We start from the raw sequence: 18,295 nt of genomic DNA on the forward strand, positions 1-18,295 counted from the left end.
TTGACACTTCTATTGAGTAGCGCTATCGTCACCATAGATGCAAATGAGAAACACTCTCTTTATTTTTCCGGGTAAATGATGGGATCTGTGCCCATCGGTAGCCATCAGTGTGAGGTATCAGTGGGATGACTAGCGAACAGCGACAACTTCGCCAAACGGTCATGTTTTTGCGCACCTCTTTTGAAGCGGTTCAGCACTCTATTGCTGGTCGCCTGGAAGACCCGCTACCCTGCTGGATGGATACTAGTCTGCTCTCGATGCTCTCACGTGAACTGACCCGCTGCTGTCAGCAAGCCAAGCCGCTGTTCTCACCACCGGTCACCGAGCAGCTGTTTATCGCCTCCCAGCAGTGCGAGCTGCTGCTCAATCAGTGCCCCGGTGTACTTAGTAGCGCCGTTTGCGACCGCCAGCTTGCCGCCATTATGCTGCCGCTGGCCACCGCGCTTCAGCAGATCGACAACCCAGCCAAGCGGCGCTGGCCCTGGCAGCGTCGTTAAATCCCTATTTCCACAAACAAGCGTGCGATTAAGGCCTCCAAGTCGGTCTAATAGGTGCGCCTCTGTCGTTTGAAAATACAGCCTTGCTTGACCCCGCTATTTATCATGATAAATTCAAAGTAAGGCGCCAACGAGCGTCCACGCTGAGACACATCACAAGCAAGGGTATCCTCATGGCTGAACAACATACCGCGGCAGCCTCTGGCTCGCGTAAAAAGTGGTATCAGGCGGTCCCCGACCCCATGGTGCTAATCTTTATTATCCTGGTCGCTACCTATTTTCTAACTTTCATTATTCCCGCCGGTGAATTTGAGCGGGTTACTCAGGATGGTCGAACGGTCGTGGTGCCGGGCTCGTTTGCCTACTTGGAAGACGTCGCCAACATTCCCCTGTTCAATATTTTTGTGGCGATTCCTGAAGGCCTTATCTCCGCCTCTCGTTACCTGTTTATCGTCTTCATCGCTGGAGGACTGTTTCATATCCTGCAAAAGACCGGCGCGCTGGAAAATGCGATAGGCGTGGCGGTTAACCGCGTTGGGGTTGAACGACGCAATGTGATCATCGTCGTCGGCACCTTTATCTACGGCTTTTTTGGCGTGGCAGTGGGGTTTGAAAACAATATCGCGCTGGTGCCAATTGCGGTACTTATCGCCAGTGCCATTGGCTGCTCCAGTTTGGTGGGTACCGCCATGGCCGTTGGCGGTATCGGGGTCGGCTTTGCTCTTTCACCGATCAACCCTTATACCGTCGGGGTTGCTCAAGGTATTGCGGAGCTGCCGACATTCTCTGGCGCTTGGCTGCGCACGTTACTCGTGCTTTCATCGCTTGCCCTTCTCTCGCTGTATATCTGCAAGCGGGTCGTCAAGATGGAGTTCGAGGAACCCGACAATGCCGAAGCGTTAAGCAAGCCCCTTAGCGAGTACCGCCTGACAAAGCGCAATATACTCACCATGGTGGTGTTTGTAGGTGGCTTAATCGCCATGTTGATCGGGGTGTTTACCCGTGGCTGGTATATCAATGAAATTGCAGCCACGTTCCTGCTGCTGGCGATCATCATTGGTGCCTTGAACGGACTGTCGGCAAACGGCATCGTCAAACAGATGATGGAAGGTGCTGCCAGCGTTACCGCCGGTGCGCTGGTGATCGGGGTAGCAGCCTCTATTCAGGTCATTCTTGAACAAGCCGTCATAATCGACACCATCGTCAACTCGCTGAGCGCGCTGATTGACGGTATACCGTCGATATTCTCTGCCATCATGGCCAGTGTAGTGCAGGGCATCATCAATCTGTTTATTCCCTCCGGCTCCGGTCAGGCGTTAGTGACCATGCCCATTCTTATTCCCGTGGCGGACCTTGTCGGCATGAGTCGCCAACTGATGATCACCGCGTTCCAGGTGGGTGACGGATTAACGAATCTGATTGTGCCGACCTCCGGCGGAACATTGGCCATGCTGGCACTCGGTCGCGTCTCTTACGCCCAGTGGCTCAAGGCAATTCTGCCCTTTATGGTGCTGGTCTATGTCTTGTCCTGGATTGGACTGGTGATTGGCCACTTGGTGGGCTATTAAACCTATATTGCCACGATGACGCTTTCACTGGTTCACTACCACCCCGCCACGGGCACCGTTGGCACCATCACTGCCACCGGTGGGGTGGCGGTAGGTGGCTATGTACATCACTGCTGGCGCGGCGTTGGAGCGTGCGTCACCCAAGGGCGGTTTACCAATCCATGGTACCCGGCTCGTGTGCATGACGCACTTGTCGATGGCGCCACTGCCAAGCAGGCCCTTGGCGCGGCGATCAACGCAGATAGTGATTCCGCGCTGCGCCAATGCATGGTAATGGATGCCCATGGACGCTCATCGGTGCATTCGGGAAGCGAGAACATCGCTGAGGTGCAAGACGCCCGCTTTCCCGGCGTCGCTGCGGTCGGCAACATGCTGCAGAGCAGCGATGTCGTGCAGGTCTTGGCAGAACAGTTCTTAAGCCTTAGCGCCACCAATAGCGGCGCCGCCATCAAACGCAGCGAGGCGCCCCGCTATCCTCATCATCACGACCAACACTTGCTGACGCACCTTATTGGCGCCCTCGATGCCGCGCTGGATGCGGGTGGCGATAAGCGTGGTACCCGCTCCGCCGCGCTGCGTATCGAGTCGTTCCAGCAAGCACCGATTGACTTGCGCGTTGACTGGTCGGAAGACGTCGTGGGCGCCTTGAGGGCGTTGGCTGACCAGTTCATGAGCGACGATTTCCAAGCCTTTTGGCGCCAACTGCCGCTACGCTAGAGGCACATCCACGCTGCTGGTGTTGCTGGTATCCCGCGCCTATCGGAGAGTTTATGACCGAAACCGCTGTTCACACTGCATTTTCCCAGGGCGAGCTGGGGCAGGTATTGATCGACCGCCTGGACGAAGCCGCCCGCTGCTCGGCACCTGGCCCCGGTGTTACGCGACTGTTCTGCTCCCAGGCGCATCACCAGGTACTACCGCTAATCAGCCGCTGGATGGAGCAAGCGGGGCTTACACCCCAACTGGATGCCGCCGGTAACCTTGTGGGTCGCTGCCCCAAAGCTCAGGCAGGTGAGAAAACCTTCATTTTGGGGTCTCATCAAGACTCAGTGATAGAGGGCGGCAAATACGACGGCATGCTGGGTGTGGCCCTACCGCTATTGGCCTTGGAAGCGCTTAAACGCGAAGGCATGACGCTGCCCTTCGGGATAGAAGTGGTCGCCTTTGGCGACGAAGAAGGGGTGCGCTTCCCTACCACGCTGGTGGGCAGTAAAGCACTCGCTGGGAGCGTGACTCCAGATCAGTTTGAAGCCCAGGATTCCGAAGGAACCTCACTACAAGACGCTTTGATAGCTTTCGGCTGTTCGCCTGATGATATTCCCGATATCGCCCGCGACCCTGCCAACACCCTAGGTTTTTTAGAAGTACATATTGAACAAGGGCCAGTCCTGGAACAGCGTGATCATGCGGTAGGCATTGTCACGGCGATAACGGGTATTGAACGCCACAAGGTCACGCTAAGCGGCAAAGCCGGTCATGCAGGCACGACACCGATGGATATGCGTCATGACGCGTTAGTCGGCGCGGCTGAAATGGTGCTTGCCATTGATAGCGTACTGCAGAGAACCGATGAGTTGGTCGGTGTGGTGGGCAGGCTCGAGGTTCATCCGAATGCGGTCAATGTGATTCCTGCCCAGGTAACGTTCACAGTAGAACTACGCTCTCCAGAGTCGGCTACTCGCCAAGATGGAAGGGAAGCCGTAACAGCAGCTTTGGAGACGGTGGCAAAACGCCGCGGATTAACCATTAATGTTGAAAATACCTACAGCGCCGAGGCGGTGGCCTGTGCGGACTGGATGATGACCGCCCTAGAACAGGCGTGCATTCAGGTTGGCCAACCTGCTGAGCGACTATTCAGCGGGGCGGGCCACGATGGCTTGGCCATGCAGGCATTGACCGACATCGGCATGCTGTTTGTGCGCTGTAAAGATGGGCTGAGTCACCACCCGGACGAAGCCATTACCGCTGAGGATGGCGAATCAGCAACGCGGGTGGTCATGGCATTTTTACAACAGATGGGGGAACCATAGCGCAGCATGTACCGTTGCTTACTTCAATGGCTCAGGTAAAAAGCCTCGGCGTACCTGAGCCTCCTGCTGATTCATCACCCGCTGGGCATCCAGCATATGCTCACGCATGATGTTATAGGCGCTTTCGGCATCGCCCAGCTCAATGGCATCCAAAATTTCTGCATGATAGCGACAGCCAGTCTGCCCTAAATCGTGGGTAACTGGCTCATAGAGACGGTGATAAATCGTCAGATCAGAGAGCACCTGAATGGTGAACCGGATAATAAATGTCAGCAGTTGATTACCTCCGGCTAACTCGGCAAGCATCAAGTGAAAATGCAGCGAATCAAGATGTTGCTGACGTTCAGTCTCGCTATCGTCCGCTGGGTCAGCGTAGCTATGTAGGCTTTCACGTAAGCGTGCCATATCACTGGCAGTCACGTTTCCCGCTAACGAAGCGGCTAGTTCAGGCTCTAACGCCAAGCGTATTTGGTAGATATCTTTAATTGAAATCTCTTTGAAAAACAGGTAATTGCTTAATAGCGATACCGCTTTGGCCTCACTCATCTCACGCACAAAAGCACCGCCCCCGGGCCCTGTGCGAGTTTCGACCAATCCCTGCGCTTCCAGTACTCGCGTACTCTCGCGCACCGTCCCTTTCGACACCTGCAGGGTCTCCATCAGCTCCGACTCGCTAGGTAGCCGGTCACCCGGCTTCAGGTGCCTATCCACGATCCAGCATTTGATTGTTTCCGCCACCTGATAAGGGCGGCGCTGAGGCGCGTTTTTTAACATGCTATCAACAACATCCTTGGTAATAAGCAGCAACAGTACCAGAGAGACTCTGACTTTGGATGTCCCATACGTGATTACCTAGTGCATAAATACGTTTTAAAATATCTGGTTGGCGTTTACTAGTAAACTGGTCTATTCTGGTGTGTACTATTTCATCGAAGCATTCAAAAGGAGCTTAATTGATGGCTTTCGAAACACTGTTTAACCCCATCCAGGTTGGCAGCCTGTCGATTCCTAACCGCGTAATCATGGCGCCGCTGACGCGTGCGCGCACACCCGATAGCGTACCGGGTAAGATGCAGGAAGCTTATTACGGTCAACGCGCTGGCGCGGGACTAATCATCAGCGAAGCTACCAACATTTCTCCCACTGCCCGTGGCTATGTGTATACGCCCGGCATTTGGACGGATGAGCAGGAAGCCGGCTGGAAAGGCGTAGTCAATGCGGTACACGCTAAAGGTGGCCGTATTGCCTTGCAGCTGTGGCACGTTGGGCGTGTTTCTCATGAAATGGTTCAACCTGACGGCCAACAGCCCGTTGCGCCAAGTGCGCTGAAAGGTGAAGGCGCGCAGTGTTTCGTCGAGTTTGAAGATGGCACTGCGGGTCAGCACCCCACCAGCACACCGCGCGCGCTGGAAACTGAAGAGATCCCAGGCATTGTCGATGACTACCGCAAGGCGGCCGAGCGTGCCAAGCGCGCTGGTTTCGATATGGTCGAAGTACACGCGGCGAACGCCTATCTGCTTAACCAGTTCCTGGCGACCGGCACCAATCAGCGTACCGACCAGTACGGCGGTTCGCTGGAAAATCGTGCCCGCTTCCCGCTGGAAGTGGTCGACGCCGTGATTGACGTCTATGGCGCTGATCGAGTGGGCATCCGCATGACGCCGTTTATCGAACTGTTTGGCTTGACCGACGACGAACCTGAAGCGATGGCGTTCTACATGGCCGAACAGCTTTCCAAGCGTGGCCTTGCCTACCTGCACCTGAACGAACCCAACTGGGCCGGTGGCGATATCACCTTCCCTGACGGTTTCCGTGAGCAGATGCGTGAGCGCTTTAGTGGCAGCCTGATCTACTGCGGTAACTATGATGCAGAGCGCGCCGAGAAACGCATCAGTGAAAATACCACCGACGCCGTTGCCTTTGGCCGACCCTACATTGCCAACCCCGACTTGCCGGAGCGCTTCCGGGTTGACGCACCGCTTACCGAGCCCAACCACGAAACCTTTTACGGCGGCGACGAGAAAGGCTACACCGATTATCCGTTTATGGATAATGGCTATGACCGCATCCAGTAACAGCCAAATGTAGCTTTCCCCCGCGCCCTGTTCAGCTTGTGACTGAACAGGGCGTTTTCCTGCGAAACGCTATACGAGTGGTTGCTGCTGAGTGATACAGTGAATATTCCCTCCACCAAGCAGTATTTCCCTTGCCGTAACGCCGATCACCCTCTTCGTGGGAAATAACCGGGATAGAATGCCTTTAGCCTGTTCATCGTAATGAGGATCCAGCAAGGGCATTACAATGACCGAGTTACCAATATAAAAGTTGACGTAAGAGCCTGCCATGCGATCCCCAGGTAAGCGGGGGTGCGAGCTGTTCAGGCGATCAATCCCACTGGCTTCATCGTCGGCAATATGGAGCGGGCCTGGCTGGGGCAGTTTATGAATAGCGAGCCGCCTGCCTTGAGCATCCGTGGCGGTTTCCAGCACACGCAATGCTTCCCGACAAATAGCACCCTGGGGATCTTCCTCATCCTCACACCACGTTAACGCCACATGGCCAGGCGCAATAAAGCAGCACAGGTTGTCCACATGGCCATCGGTCTCATCGAGATAACAGCCACGCGGTAACCAGATGATGTGACTGACGCCTAAATACTCCTGCAGCCAGTGTTCGATCGTGGCGCGGCTCATCTCCGGATTACGGTTAGGATTCAGCAAGCACTCTTCCGTGGTGATCAGCGTACCTTCACCATCCACGTGAATGGCTCCTCCCTCTAGTACGAGAGGGGCCTCGAAGCGTTGAATACCCAGCATTTCACTGATTTTACAACGAATCCGTTTGTCTTTGTCCCATGGGAAGTAGAGCCCCTCCTTTAACCCGCCCCAGGCATTGAACTCCCAGTCCACCATGGCGAGTCGCCCATCGGGGTGGGTAATAAAGGTGGGCCCGACATCGCGCATCCAGGCATCATTGCTGGACAGCTCAACAACCCGAATATGCGCAGGCAACTGGTTGCTGGCATTTTCATACTGCTCATCATTGACACCCACAAAGACCGTCTCACTTTCGGCTATCGCTTGCGCGACATCGACAAAGGCTTGCTGGGCAGGTTTTGCACCGAAGCGCCATGTATCTGGGCGCTGGGGCCACAGCATCCAGCAGGCAGCATGAGGGGCAAACTCCGCTGGCATTGAAAAGCCTAATGCTCTGGGTGTTAGCTCACGCGCCAGAGGTTCGGTGGCCGTTGTAGTTATGGTAGTGGCGTGTTTCATATATTCCCCACCACTATAAAGAAGCCCGTTGCCACGGCAGCGGCTATTAAGACATAGGGAAGTTGCGTTAACGCATGGGCCATTGGCGTACACCCCGCCCCTTGGGCAGAAAGGACAGTAGAATCGCCGTAAAAGCAGGCATGGCTACCAAAGGCACTGGCGGAGATTAAAGCCCCTACAACGAGCGGCATATGCGCATCCATACTGCTGGCAAGCGGTAATACGATAGGCATCGCCACGGCAAACAGTCCCCAGAAGGAGGCGGTCGCAAAAGCGAGAAAGGCCATGGTGACGAAGACAACCGCCGGTAGCATACCCGCGGTCATTAAAGGCTGAACACTTTCGATCACATAGTTGGTTAAGCCAAGCAGGTCATTCACCTCTTTAAGCACAAACCCAGCCACCAGCGTGCCGAGTGGCATAATCATGGCTTTGAAACCATCTAGCGCGGTGTCAAACGTATCGTTGAAGCTTAACAGCCGTTGCACAGCGATAAGCACTAGCGTCACTGTAAGCGCCACAATCACGCCTCGCAGCACATCAATCTCAAAATACCAGGTGAAGAAAATCAGCGTCGCAATGGGAAGCAGAAAATTGAGCAGATGAGGGCGTTTTTTGCCTGTATCTTCTATTTCCAGCGCGCTGTCATCAGCGCCGTCGGGCTGCGGCTGGCCAGCTTCAGCGCGGGCTTCCGCTGCTCGCATTGGGCCAAGGTTGGGGATAATGCCCAGTGCCACCAAAGGCACCAACGCCGCTGCTATCCAGGCGTAAAACATATACGGTATGGCTTGGATGTACAGCTCCATGCCGTTACCAGCCACATTGTTTTCTTCCAGCAAACCGGCAAAGAACACAGCCCAGGTGGAAAACGGTACGAGAATGCAGATCGGCGCTGCTGTGGAGTCAACGATATAGGCCAACTTCTCACGGGATATATTAAAGCGATCAGTGACTTTCTTCATGGAAGCGCTAATGGTCAGCGCATTGAGATAGTCATCGACAAAAATTATTAGTCCCAGCCCCCAGGTAGCTAACAAGCTTTGTCGACGGGTGTGGATGCGTCGGGTTACGGCATCACCAAAGCTTAACACCCCCCCAGTTTTTACCAGCAAGGCAATCAAGCTACCAAATAGCCCGCACACCAGAATAATCCACGTCACCGTGTCATTACCCAATACCGATAGCAGAATATCTGACCCTTGGGTAATGACATTGAGTGGTTGAAACATTAATAAGCCTACTAGCGCGCCTGCCAGAAGGGACTCAATCGTGCGCTTGGTAATAATCGCCATGACTAACACCACTAGCGTGGGTATAAGGCTTAAAACTCCATACTCTTCCATTGGTTATTCCCCTTTATCGTTGTCATAGGTCACTACGGAAGACGGGCGATAACGCCCGTCCCGAATAGCAGTATTTATAGGTAACCATCCGCTTTAAGTGAGCGCGTAGTGGCGGCAAACGCTTCGTCGAGAATAGCGACGACGTCGTCGACTACTTGGCGCGTCCAGATCAGGGGCGGCGAGATGATATTGAGATGACCAACCGGCCGAATAATCAAACCACGTTTCTGTGCTTCAGCGGCCACGCGGTCGCCCACGCGCGCCTCAACGGGGAGCAACGCCTTTGTCGTTTTATTGGCCACATTTTCAATCGCCATCATGAAATGACTGCCACGTATGTCGCCTACCGTTTCATGAGAGGCGAGGGTTTTGAGCTGTGACTCAAGATAGGGGCCAACCTCTAAAACATTCTCACAAATGCCTTCACGCTCAATGATTTCGATATTCTTAAGCGCTGCAGCACAACTAACAGGATGCCCGGAATAGGTGAAGCCAGTGCTCAATACTCCGCCTGGGCCTTGGGGCGTACTTAGCACGGCATAAAGGTCGTCTGATATCAGGGTTGCCCCCAGTGGGGCATAGCCAGAGGAGAGCCCTTTGGCCACGTTGATAATGTCGGGTTGGGTGTCAAACACAGCTTCTGAGGCAAAGAAGTGCCCTAAGCGACCAAAGCCAGTGACGACTTCATCGGCAATAAAAAGAATCTCGTTGGCACGGCATATGGCCTGTACTCGGGAGTGATAGCCCTGCGGCGCCACCAATACGCCGCCTGCGCCCATGATGGGCTCGGCGATGAAGGCGGCGATGTTATCTGCCCCTAGCCGTTCAATGGTCTGCTCAAGTTCATCGACCAGATGATCACAGTACTCGGCCTCACTCATCCCCTCTGGACGGCGATAGCAGTTGGCTTCGCTCAGATGGGTCACCAGATCAAGCGTATCGAACTGCCAGTTATTGCTGGCGATACCGGTCAGGCTCGCCGCCATGTAGGTAGTACCATGGTAGGCATTGGTGCGCGATAAGATCCGCTTTTTAGTCGGCTTGCCCAAGCGATTGAAGTAGTAATGCACGAGCCGGATGGTGGCATCGTTAGCCGTTGACCCACCGCAACTAAAAAACACATGGTTCAGATGGGCAGGCGCAAGCTCGGCGAGCTTAGCCGCCAGCTCGGTGGCCGGAGCATTGGATAGGTTATTAAAAGTGGAGAAGTAGGCCATGCGAGTGGCTTGCTCGGCCATCGCCTGGCCAATTTCGGCACGGCCGTGGCCCACATTGACACACCACAGGCCCGCAATCCCATCGATAAAGCGATTGCCGTGTACATCTTCGACATAGATACCATCACTGTCGGTAATCAAGTCACAGCCCTTTTCGTGGAACAAGCTGAAGTCGGTGAAAGGGTGAATAAAGTGATTTTTATCTTTTTGCCAAAGATCTTGCGCATCGTAAGAGGCTTTCGCCTGCTGTTGAGTCATTCTTATGCCCTCGCTTATTAGGAAGCCGTTGTAGAGGTGGCTTCACAGGCTAGCGGGGATAACAGTGTCGGGAATATATCCCCATTGGGGTATATCGGCTGCGCGGAAGGCCTCCTATGGTTGATCTCCTTAACCCAACAAACACAACAGGAGACACGCCATGCAAGTTTCCATCGATGGCCAGCGATTATGGTCAAGTTTAATGGCCATGGCAGAGATCGGCGCTACCCCCAATGGCGGCAGCAACCGCTTGGCACTGACACCCGAAGATACTGCTGGTCGGCAGCAGTTGATCGAGTGGTGCGCCGATATTGGCTGCCGCGTCCGCAGTGATGCAGTAGGTAATCTTTTTTTTCGTCGGCCCGGCTCACGTGACGATCTGACCCCTGCCGCTGTCGGTAGCCACCTGGATACCCAGCCGAAAGGGGGGCGTTTCGACGGCGTACTGGGGGTTCTCGCGGGTCTGGAAGTGTTTCGCACCCTGCACGATCATCAAATCGTGACTGAACGACCTCTGGAACTGATCGTTTGGACGAATGAAGAAGGCAGCCGTTTTGCCCCTGCAATGATGGCGTCCGGCACCTATGCGGGGGTGTTTACCGTGGAGGAGACTCTCGCTCGTCAGGACGAACAGGGGGTCAGTTTTGGACAGGCCCTGGATGAGACAGGCATGAAGGGCAGCCTGCCTATTGGCGAGCCTCGGTTAGCCAGCTTTCTGGAGTTGCATATCGAACAGGGGCCGGTACTTGAAGAGGAGGGCTTAGATATCGGTGTGGTCACCGGGGTGCAAGGGATGCGCTGGTTTGACCTGACGATTGAAGGCAACGCTGCCCATGCGGGCACCACGCCCATGGCATATCGTCACGACGCCCTGGCCGCTGCCGCCCGGCTCATTGATCGGCTGTACGCCATCGCCGCCACCGACACCAGCGGTGACAGCAAGGTGACCTTTGGTTGTTTGGAGATTGATACGCCCTCTCGCAACGTAATTCCTGCCCAGGTCACCATGACGGTCGACCTACGTCATGTGCACGATGATCAGCTAGACGCGCTGGAGACTCGCTTCTATAGCGAGCTAGAGGCCTTGGTAGAGACCTTTGCTGTCAAAGTAACGCCGCAACGCCTCTGGAACTCCCCAGTAGTAGCCTTCAACGAGCAGTGCATTGCGTCCATCGAGCAGGCCACAAGAGCACGAGGCATTGCTTACCGCCGTATGCTCAGTGGTGCGGGCCACGATGCGGTGTATGTGGCACGGGTGGCGCCCACCGCGATGATCTTCATTCCCTGCCGCGATGGCATTAGCCATAACGAAGCCGAGTACTCAACACCGGAGCAGTGTGCACTTGGCACCCAAGTGCTTTGCGACGCGCTACTGCATAACGCTAACGACCTTGAGGTTACCCAATGAGCAAAACTGTCCCAACGAACCTAGCCGAGTGGCAATCACTGGCAGACACACTCTCCTTTGAAACCCGTGCCTATATCAACGACACCTTTGTCGATGCGCAGCGCGGCGCCACCCTATCCACGGTGAACCCAGCCACCGGCGAGGTGTTAGCCAAGGTCGCCAGCTGTGATGACGCTGATGCCGAGCTGGCTACCCGCGCAGCTCGGCAGGCCTTTGATCAGGGAGAGTGGTCGCGCCGCGCGCCAGCTCAGCGCAAAGCCACGCTGCTTGACCTGGCGGCGTTAATGCAGGCCCATAGACACGAGCTTGCCCTGTTAGACACTCTGGATATGGGGAAACCGATTACCAGTGCGCTGGGAGATATCGACGGCGCCATTGGATGCCTGCGTTATACTGCCGAAAGTATCGATAAGCTTTATGGCGAGGTGGCCCCGACGGGTGACCATCACCTCGGCTTGATTGTGCGCGAGCCACTCGGGGTGGTGGTCTCCATCGTACCCTGGAACTTCCCGCTCATGATGACCGCCTGGAAGATTGCACCGGCATTGGCGGCCGGTAACAGCGTTATCCTCAAACCCTCAGAAAAATCGCCTTTATCGGCGCTACGCCTTGCTCAACTAAGCCAACAAGTGGGCCTACCCGCCGGGGTGTTCCAAGTACTCCCCGGCTATGGCCATACTGTAGGTAAAGCGCTGGCCCTGTCGATGGAGGTCGACTGCCTCGCCTTTACCGGCTCCACCCAAGTGGGCAAACAGCTCATGCAGTACGCGGGCCAGTCCAATTTAAAACGCGTTTATCTGGAGTGCGGTGGCAAAAGCCCCAACATCATCTTTGCCGACTGCAAAAATCTAGACGTTGCCGCTCAGCACGCAGCCGCTGCGATTTTTCATAACCAAGGTGAAGTCTGTATCGCTGGCTCGCGGCTGTTGGTGGAAAACCGCATTCGCGATGCCTTCGTTGAGAAAGTGGTGGATGCTGCGGCTGCCATGCAACCAGGCGACCCACTCGACCCGCAGAGCTTTATGGGGGCGATGGTAGATGACACTCAATACCAGCGGGTGCTGGATTATATCCGCAAGGGGCAGGAAGAGGGTGCCACGCTTCGTACCGGCGGACAGCCATTGGATAGCTCCGGGCTCTTTATTCCTCCCACCGTGTTTGACGATGTCACCCCAGCAATGACCATAGGTCGCGAGGAGATCTTCGGGCCGGTGCTGTCGGTGTTTGGCTTCGATACCGAAGAAGAGGCATTGGCACTTGCCAACGATAGCGACTATGGCTTGGCTGCCGCCGTATGGAGCCAGGACATTGATCGCGTTATGCGCGTCTCACGCAAGTTACACTCCGGGCAAGTCTACGTTAACAATTGGGCGGGGCCGGACATGACGGTACCGTTCGGTGGGGTGAAACAGTCTGGGAATGGGCGGGATAAATCTCTGCACTCCCTAGACGAATATACGGAAATCAAAACTATCTGGATGTCCCTCAACACTTGATCTAATAATAACGGCTTAACAATACAATCGCCCTGTATGCTTATCTCTACAGCTATACAGGGCGATATCGTCACTTCATTAGTTAAGACTTTATTTAGAAATTAATATTCTCAGCGGCTCGTGTAAGTGCGGCTTCGTTTTCATCCAAGAATTGCTGGTATTCATCCGTTGGCAAAAAATGCACTACCGAACCGAACTCATTCTCTATACGACTTCTAATACTTTCATTCTCAAGTGCTTTAGAATAAGCATCCGCCAATACCTCCAACACATCATCAGGCGTACCTTTGGGCGCGAAAATACCTCGATTGGTCGCACTGACCAAGTCCACCTGCTGCTCTCTTAACGTCGGTACGTCCTCTAAACCGCGCAGACGTTGATCATGAGAAACACCTAAAGGTCGGAAGTCACCACTCTCGAAAAAAGCCCGGCTGGACGGCATATCAGCGTTAACAAAATCTATTTCGTGCGCCATCAGCGCTGCAATCTGCTCGTTGGTGTCCTGATACCCGACAAACCGAACATCTTCTGGGTTGACGCCCATTGCATCAAACAGCTGCACCCAATAGAAGTGATCCACAGAAGAGGGCGTCATTCCAAACACCACCTCCCCCGGATGTTCTGAGATATAGCTGGCCATTTCAGCCATATCGTCGACGGGATGGTCGGCATAGGTCATCGGTATCACGATGGTTTGCGTCAACAGTGCCACCGGCTCGAAGGCGTCGTAAGAGTAATCGACCGTGCCCGCTAGGCGTGAAAGCGCAATCGTATCGTGACTCCCTAACAGCGTATAACCATCCGGCTGCGCCTCTTTCACATGACGTGAACCGGTCGTTGCCCCAGCGCCCGCCATGTTCACGGGCACTACTGAAACGCCTAAATATTTTTCGGCCTCTTTTGAGACTAACCGAAATATGGCGTCGGTGGCTCCCCCTGGCCCATAGGGGATAATCATACGAATATCTTGTTGAGGATAATCTGACGCGGAAGCATTCAACGCCACTGTACTCGAAGCAACTACAATAGCAGAGATAAAGCGCGTTACTTTTTTATCTAGCATGGTCATCACCTTAATTAATTAGTTAGTTATTGTGTGCTGACGCCGTTATACTTTAGAAAATCGTTATCGTTATTTAATAAGAAAACTAGCAACATAAGAAATTAAAAAAAATACCCTCATTGGGGTATACGTAAATTGAACACTCTGCCGTCGCATCAAACAATTGCAACGATCAGGATGCCCAGAAACGTTTATTCAGTTGCCGGGTAGATGGGGGCAGCCATTAATCTGTTTTGGCCACACAAACAGTGTCCTCATATGCCATTCGGCATACTCAGTTCCTGTCGCTTCTCGCATTAATTTGCAGCGAGACGAGAGAAATATGTTCAAGAAAGAGCTGAAACAACTGGGATTGACTGGAGACATCCAGGCGCTGGTAAATATGCTTACGGTGGACCTTTACTGTGCCATCGCTGATATCCAGCTCCCGGGCCGCCGATTTGGTGGAGTGACCCGCGAGCAACAGACGAACGATTTCTTGTTCACGTGCCGTTAAAACCTCTCGGCCAAAGCTTGCGAAGGCTGCTTCCACCGGAGCATACTTTTCCAATGTCGACTGAAAATGGACGCCTTGCCACTTCCAATACTCCATTAACAAAGTTTCGATCATCGGCTCCACATTCTTCAGTACCTGCAACGCACGTCGCTTCAAGGGCGCTTTTGCCTGAAAGCCCAGCGACACCACCATCAAGACATCTTCCCCCACACGTGCGAAGAGCCCCACCTCATCCGCCAACCCTAACCCGCGATAATAGTGGGCATAGTAGTCACTGGACTCAAAACGATCAGGGGCTAGCTCCTGCAAACGGTACACACCGCTATCCAGACCACCGCTCATGGCGGTAAAAAATGGATCCAATAAATACGCTCCACTGAGGTAGCGATCTATTGCTTGAGGGCGATTTTCAGGCGGGTAATCATCATGAATCAGAAGTGGTCTATGACGCCCTTTGTAGGTATTGATCAGAATCGTATCGAACCCGGTTATCGCACGCAGCACTTGCTCCAGGCGCAAGGGGAAATCGCGCTGCCCGGCTGAACGCACTAAGATCGCCATATGCCGATGCCAAGCAGCACTTCCCGGACTCGCCAGAAAAGCACCATCGATATCATCGGTTGTTGGGCAGTATTTCATAAAAAGCGCTTCATCAGATTGTTAGTCATGACAATACTGCTTTGCACGAACACGGTAAACTCAGTCAATACCATTGACTGATTGCTTCCATTAATGGCTTTGTGTTGAGCGCACTAGATAAACACTGCTAAGCTTTTGATTCTTTCGTTTGAACACACAGGTGATGAATGCTTGGTTCGCTATTAGCGCTACTGGTGTCTCTACTGCTCGTCGGCCTTACCGCCACAACTGGCGCACGCTTTCGGCCTGATGATTGGTACCGCGAACTAAGTAAACCCAACTGGACACCACCAGATATCGCTTTCCCCATCGCTTGGGGCATACTGTATTTGTTGATGGCAATCGCGGCGTGGCGTATCTATATGGCCGATGACTCTGCATGGCGCACGGCAAGCTTATGGGCTTATGCGTTACAGCTTTTGGCCAATGCTGCGTGGTCGTGGCTGTTCTTCGGACGTAAACAAATTGTCGCTGCACTGGTAGATATCATGGTGTTACTGGCGTTAATCACGATCGCCATTGGACTGTTTTTCCAGGTTAGCACGCTAGCCGCGTGGCTTATGGTGCCCTACTGGCTCTGGGTAGCACTTGCACTAGCCCTCAATGCCAATATTTTTCGGCTAAATAAAGCCTGAGCGCTGACTAAAAACAAAGGGTTTTGAGAGTATGGATCGCACCACGACTATAATAGTACTCGCCTTCGCATCGCTGGTATTAGGCGCGATGGCAACAGCGATATTTATTTATATCATTGTGCCCTGGCGGCGACGGCGGCGTGCGGAGAAAGCCGAAGCCGCTACCCCTCGTCCGGCACACACAGACAACTCTGGCAAAGAGCAGGAACCCGCCCCCCCCGTATCATCGTCCAAGAAAACTAAAAACGTAAAGCAGCACTCGCTATTTGTTATCTTTGATCAGCCAAGTGAAGATTCAGACGAGCGCCTTACCCATTGGCTACGGGAGAAAGGCGCCCACTACGACGCGCTCAAAAAGATATTTTTAATCGACGGCCAACAGCCTTCCAACCCAGTCACTATCGCCAACGCCTTTCCGCCGGGGGAAATGCCTGACCTGCTGCGTGGAGAAACCCATGATCCCATCAAGGGTATTAGCTTATTAGTGAAACCACCGCTGCGTAAGCGACGTAATCAACAGATGCATGTTTACGTAGAACTCGCCAAAGAGATGCAGACGGTGTTTAGCGGCAAAATGCTCAATGACGAGCGCGAACTCGCCACCGACAGCACCTTTGAGCAAATTATCGGCGAATAGCCTTGCCACACTAGGTTGATAAAATCAGCGTTGTTAAAAACAGCGTCACGCGACCCCTTGGCTGCGTAGGTAATCATCATAGCTGCCGCTGAAATCGACAATGCCTTCCGGCTGCATATCAATAATGCGTGTGGCTAGTGAAGAGACAAACTCGCGGTCGTGGCTGACAAATAGCAGCGTACCAGGGTAGTTCTCCAAAGCCAGGTTCAACGCCTCGATAGACTCCATATCCAAGTGGTTCGTCGGCTCATCCATCAGCATCACGTTGGGCTGAGTAAGGATTAACTTACCGAACAGCATACGCCCCTGCTCGCCGCCGGAAATCACCTTCACCGATTTGCCAATATCGTCGCTGGAAAACAGCATCCGCCCCAGGGCTCCGCGAACCACCTGCTCGCCACCTTGAGTCCATGCCGACATCCACTCAAACAGCGTGGCATCGACGGCAAAATCGTCGCTATGATCCTGGGCGAAAACACCGATCTCCGCAGCTTCGGTCCACTTCACTTCGCCAGCGTCTGGGTGCAACTCGCCCGCCAGGGTTTTAAGCAGCGTCGTTTTACCTATGCCGTTGGGGCCGATAATGGCAATCCGTTCACCGGCTTCCACGGTCATGGAAAGGCGTTCGAACAACGACGGGCCATCGTAGGCTTTGGTAATGCCATCCACATTGACGGCATTACGGTGAATTTTCTTGTTCTGGTCGAAGCGGATAAACGGACTGACACGACTGGAAGGCTTGATGTCTTCCAGCTTGATTTTATCGATTTGGCGCGCCCGCGAGGTAGCCTGCTTGGCCTTCGAGGCGTTGGCAGAGAAGCGGCTCACGAACTGCTGCAGCTCGGCAATCTGGGCCTTTTTCTTGGCATTATCCGAGTGCTGGCGCTCGCGAACCGCGGTGGCGGCAGTCATGTAATCATCGTAATTCCCTGGGAACAGGGTAATTTCGCCGTAATCCAGATCCGCCATATGGGTACAGACGCTGTTCAGGAAGTGGCGGTCGTGAGAAATGATGATCATGGTGCTGCTGCGCGCTTTGAGAATATCTTCCAGCCAGCGGATGGTGTTGATATCCAGGTGGTTGGTGGGCTCATCCAGCAGCAGTACATCCGGGTCTGAGAACAGCGCCTGGGCCAGCAGCACGCGCAGTTTCCAACCGGGAGAGACTTCACTCATCGGTCCGGTGTGCTGTTCGATGGGGATACCCAGACCCAGCAACAGTTCGCCAGCGCGGGACTCGGCGGTGTAGCCGTCAAGCTCCGCAAAGCGCACTTCCAGATCAGCGACGGCCATGCCGTCCTCTTCGCTCATCTCCGCCAGGGAGTAAATACGCTCGCGCTCGGCAGCCACCGACCAGAGCTCTACATTGCCCATGATCACGGTATCGATGACGCGCTCGTTTTCAAACGCAAACTGATCCTGACGCAGCTTACCCAACCGAGTACTGCTATCCAGCATCACCTGGCCGGAAGAGGGCTCCAAATCGCCACCGAGGATTTTCATAAAGGTGGATTTGCCACAGCCGTTCGCGCCAATCAGGCCGTAGCGATTGCCGTTATTGAATTTAACGGAGACATTTTCAAACAGGGGCTTGGCCCCAAACTGCATGGTGATATTGGCGGTAGCGATCACAAAAGGAGCCCTGGTTAGCGCATTGTCAGTAACGACAGCTTACAACGAATAGAAAGGCTCGCGATTCTACGCGCTATTTGGCCTGTATTCACCCATCAGAC

Annotated in this window: 16 protein-coding genes; 9 read left to right on the top strand and 7 right to left on the bottom strand. The window is 54.0% G+C overall.

The window, feature by feature from the left end; translation table 11 throughout:
• Nucleotides 1-125 precede the first annotated feature (125 nt).
• The 4 genes from QEN58_RS17450 (at nucleotide 126) to QEN58_RS17465 (ending at nucleotide 4,095) form a co-directional block, all read left to right on the top strand.
• Nucleotides 126-497, top strand: a complete 372-nt coding sequence (locus QEN58_RS17450) for a hypothetical protein (protein WP_280104864.1) — start codon at nucleotides 126-128, stop codon at nucleotides 495-497.
• Between the two features lie 173 nt (nucleotides 498-670).
• A complete protein-coding gene (locus QEN58_RS17455) occupies nucleotides 671-2,065 on the top strand; it encodes a YfcC family protein (protein ID WP_280104865.1) in 1,395 nt (464 codons plus the stop codon).
• Nucleotides 2,066-2,080: 15 nt separating this feature from the next.
• Entirely contained in the window at nucleotides 2,081-2,782 is a 702-nt protein-coding gene (locus tag QEN58_RS17460; RefSeq protein WP_280104866.1) for a DUF1028 domain-containing protein, read from the top strand.
• A gap of 53 nt (nucleotides 2,783-2,835) precedes the next feature.
• Nucleotides 2,836-4,095 (top strand): allantoate amidohydrolase, encoded by a 1,260-nt coding sequence (locus QEN58_RS17465; RefSeq protein ID WP_280104867.1) that lies wholly within the window; start codon nucleotides 2,836-2,838, stop codon nucleotides 4,093-4,095.
• 18 nt (nucleotides 4,096-4,113) lie between these two features.
• On the opposite strand, the gene QEN58_RS17470 is transcribed toward QEN58_RS17465, so the two are convergent.
• Nucleotides 4,114-4,869, bottom strand: a complete 756-nt coding sequence (locus tag QEN58_RS17470) for a FadR/GntR family transcriptional regulator (RefSeq protein ID WP_280104868.1) — start codon at nucleotides 4,867-4,869, stop codon at nucleotides 4,114-4,116.
• Nucleotides 4,870-5,051: 182 nt separating this feature from the next.
• Between QEN58_RS17470 and QEN58_RS17475 the strand changes: the two genes are divergently transcribed.
• Nucleotides 5,052-6,170: an alkene reductase gene (locus QEN58_RS17475; RefSeq protein WP_280104869.1), complete on the top strand. Its 1,119-nt coding sequence runs from the start codon at nucleotides 5,052-5,054 to the stop codon at nucleotides 6,168-6,170.
• 69 nt (nucleotides 6,171-6,239) lie between these two features.
• Here the strand turns inward: QEN58_RS17475 and aguA are convergent, their stop codons facing one another.
• From aguA to QEN58_RS17490, 3 genes are all read right to left on the bottom strand, one after another.
• The gene (gene aguA / locus QEN58_RS17480) at nucleotides 6,240-7,370 is read right to left on the bottom strand and encodes an agmatine deiminase (protein WP_280104870.1); all 1,131 of its coding nucleotides are present in this window, start codon (nucleotides 7,368-7,370) and stop codon (nucleotides 6,240-6,242) included.
• The gene (locus QEN58_RS17485) at nucleotides 7,367-8,713 is read right to left on the bottom strand and encodes a Na+/H+ antiporter NhaC family protein (RefSeq protein WP_280104871.1); all 1,347 of its coding nucleotides are present in this window, start codon (nucleotides 8,711-8,713) and stop codon (nucleotides 7,367-7,369) included. Before QEN58_RS17485 ends, aguA begins: the two co-directional genes overlap by 4 nt.
• A gap of 74 nt (nucleotides 8,714-8,787) precedes the next feature.
• Entirely contained in the window at nucleotides 8,788-10,188 is a 1,401-nt protein-coding gene (locus QEN58_RS17490; RefSeq protein ID WP_280104872.1) for an aminotransferase, read from the bottom strand.
• A 160-nt stretch (nucleotides 10,189-10,348) separates the two neighbouring features.
• On the opposite strand from QEN58_RS17490, the gene QEN58_RS17495 reads away from it, so the two are divergent.
• Complete coding sequence (locus tag QEN58_RS17495) at nucleotides 10,349-11,596, top strand: M20 family metallo-hydrolase (protein ID WP_280104873.1); 1,248 nt, start codon at nucleotides 10,349-10,351, stop codon at nucleotides 11,594-11,596.
• Entirely contained in the window at nucleotides 11,593-13,092 is a 1,500-nt protein-coding gene (locus QEN58_RS17500; protein WP_280104874.1) for an aldehyde dehydrogenase, read from the top strand. Before QEN58_RS17495 ends, QEN58_RS17500 begins: the two co-directional genes overlap by 4 nt.
• A gap of 94 nt (nucleotides 13,093-13,186) precedes the next feature.
• On the opposite strand, the gene QEN58_RS17505 is transcribed toward QEN58_RS17500, so the two are convergent.
• Nucleotides 13,187-14,155 (bottom strand): Bug family tripartite tricarboxylate transporter substrate binding protein, encoded by a 969-nt coding sequence (locus tag QEN58_RS17505; RefSeq protein WP_280104875.1) that lies wholly within the window; start codon nucleotides 14,153-14,155, stop codon nucleotides 13,187-13,189.
• A gap of 274 nt (nucleotides 14,156-14,429) precedes the next feature.
• Nucleotides 14,430-15,290 carry a helix-turn-helix transcriptional regulator gene (locus QEN58_RS17510; protein WP_280104876.1) on the bottom strand — a complete coding sequence of 287 codons (861 nt, stop codon included), beginning with the start codon at nucleotides 15,288-15,290 and terminating at the stop codon, nucleotides 14,430-14,432.
• Nucleotides 15,291-15,457: 167 nt separating this feature from the next.
• Here QEN58_RS17510 and QEN58_RS17515 point away from each other — a divergent pair, with 167 nt between their 5' ends.
• Both QEN58_RS17515 and QEN58_RS17520 read left to right on the top strand, forming a co-directional pair.
• Nucleotides 15,458-15,925 (top strand): TspO/MBR family protein, encoded by a 468-nt coding sequence (locus QEN58_RS17515; RefSeq protein ID WP_280104877.1) that lies wholly within the window; start codon nucleotides 15,458-15,460, stop codon nucleotides 15,923-15,925.
• 31 nt (nucleotides 15,926-15,956) lie between these two features.
• Entirely contained in the window at nucleotides 15,957-16,562 is a 606-nt protein-coding gene (locus QEN58_RS17520) for a cell division protein ZipA C-terminal FtsZ-binding domain-containing protein (protein WP_280104878.1), read from the top strand.
• Between the two features lie 45 nt (nucleotides 16,563-16,607).
• Here the strand turns inward: QEN58_RS17520 and QEN58_RS17525 are convergent, their stop codons facing one another.
• The gene (locus tag QEN58_RS17525; RefSeq protein ID WP_280104879.1) at nucleotides 16,608-18,194 is read right to left on the bottom strand and encodes an ABC-F family ATPase; all 1,587 of its coding nucleotides are present in this window, start codon (nucleotides 18,192-18,194) and stop codon (nucleotides 16,608-16,610) included.
• Nucleotides 18,195-18,295: the final 101 nt, after the last annotated feature.

Origin of the sequence: Halomonas alkaliantarctica (assembly GCF_029854215.1) — a bacterium.
In the GTDB taxonomy this organism is placed as follows: Bacteria; Pseudomonadota; Gammaproteobacteria; order Pseudomonadales; family Halomonadaceae; genus Vreelandella; species Vreelandella alkaliantarctica_A.

Excerpts from the sequence above, each read along its gene's own strand:
- QEN58_RS17450 (WP_280104864.1), top strand. The coding sequence starts at position 126 with ATGACTAGCGAACAGCGACAACTTCGCCAAACGGTCATGTTTTTGCGC.
- QEN58_RS17455 (WP_280104865.1), top strand. The coding sequence starts at position 671 with ATGGCTGAACAACATACCGCGGCAGCCTCTGGCTCGCGTAAAAAGTGG.
- QEN58_RS17460 (WP_280104866.1), top strand. The coding sequence starts at position 2,081 with ATGACGCTTTCACTGGTTCACTACCACCCCGCCACGGGCACCGTTGGC.
- QEN58_RS17465 (WP_280104867.1), top strand. The coding sequence starts at position 2,836 with ATGACCGAAACCGCTGTTCACACTGCATTTTCCCAGGGCGAGCTGGGG.
- QEN58_RS17470 (WP_280104868.1), bottom strand. The coding sequence starts at position 4,869 with ATGTTAAAAAACGCGCCTCAGCGCCGCCCTTATCAGGTGGCGGAAACA.
- QEN58_RS17475 (WP_280104869.1), top strand. The coding sequence starts at position 5,052 with ATGGCTTTCGAAACACTGTTTAACCCCATCCAGGTTGGCAGCCTGTCG.
- aguA (WP_280104870.1), bottom strand. The coding sequence starts at position 7,370 with ATGAAACACGCCACTACCATAACTACAACGGCCACCGAACCTCTGGCG.
- QEN58_RS17485 (WP_280104871.1), bottom strand. The coding sequence starts at position 8,713 with ATGGAAGAGTATGGAGTTTTAAGCCTTATACCCACGCTAGTGGTGTTA.
- QEN58_RS17490 (WP_280104872.1), bottom strand. The coding sequence starts at position 10,188 with ATGACTCAACAGCAGGCGAAAGCCTCTTACGATGCGCAAGATCTTTGG.
- QEN58_RS17495 (WP_280104873.1), top strand. The coding sequence starts at position 10,349 with ATGCAAGTTTCCATCGATGGCCAGCGATTATGGTCAAGTTTAATGGCC.
- QEN58_RS17500 (WP_280104874.1), top strand. The coding sequence starts at position 11,593 with ATGAGCAAAACTGTCCCAACGAACCTAGCCGAGTGGCAATCACTGGCA.
- QEN58_RS17505 (WP_280104875.1), bottom strand. The coding sequence starts at position 14,155 with ATGCTAGATAAAAAAGTAACGCGCTTTATCTCTGCTATTGTAGTTGCT.
- QEN58_RS17510 (WP_280104876.1), bottom strand. The coding sequence starts at position 15,290 with ATGAAATACTGCCCAACAACCGATGATATCGATGGTGCTTTTCTGGCG.
- QEN58_RS17515 (WP_280104877.1), top strand. The coding sequence starts at position 15,458 with ATGCTTGGTTCGCTATTAGCGCTACTGGTGTCTCTACTGCTCGTCGGC.
- QEN58_RS17520 (WP_280104878.1), top strand. The coding sequence starts at position 15,957 with ATGGATCGCACCACGACTATAATAGTACTCGCCTTCGCATCGCTGGTA.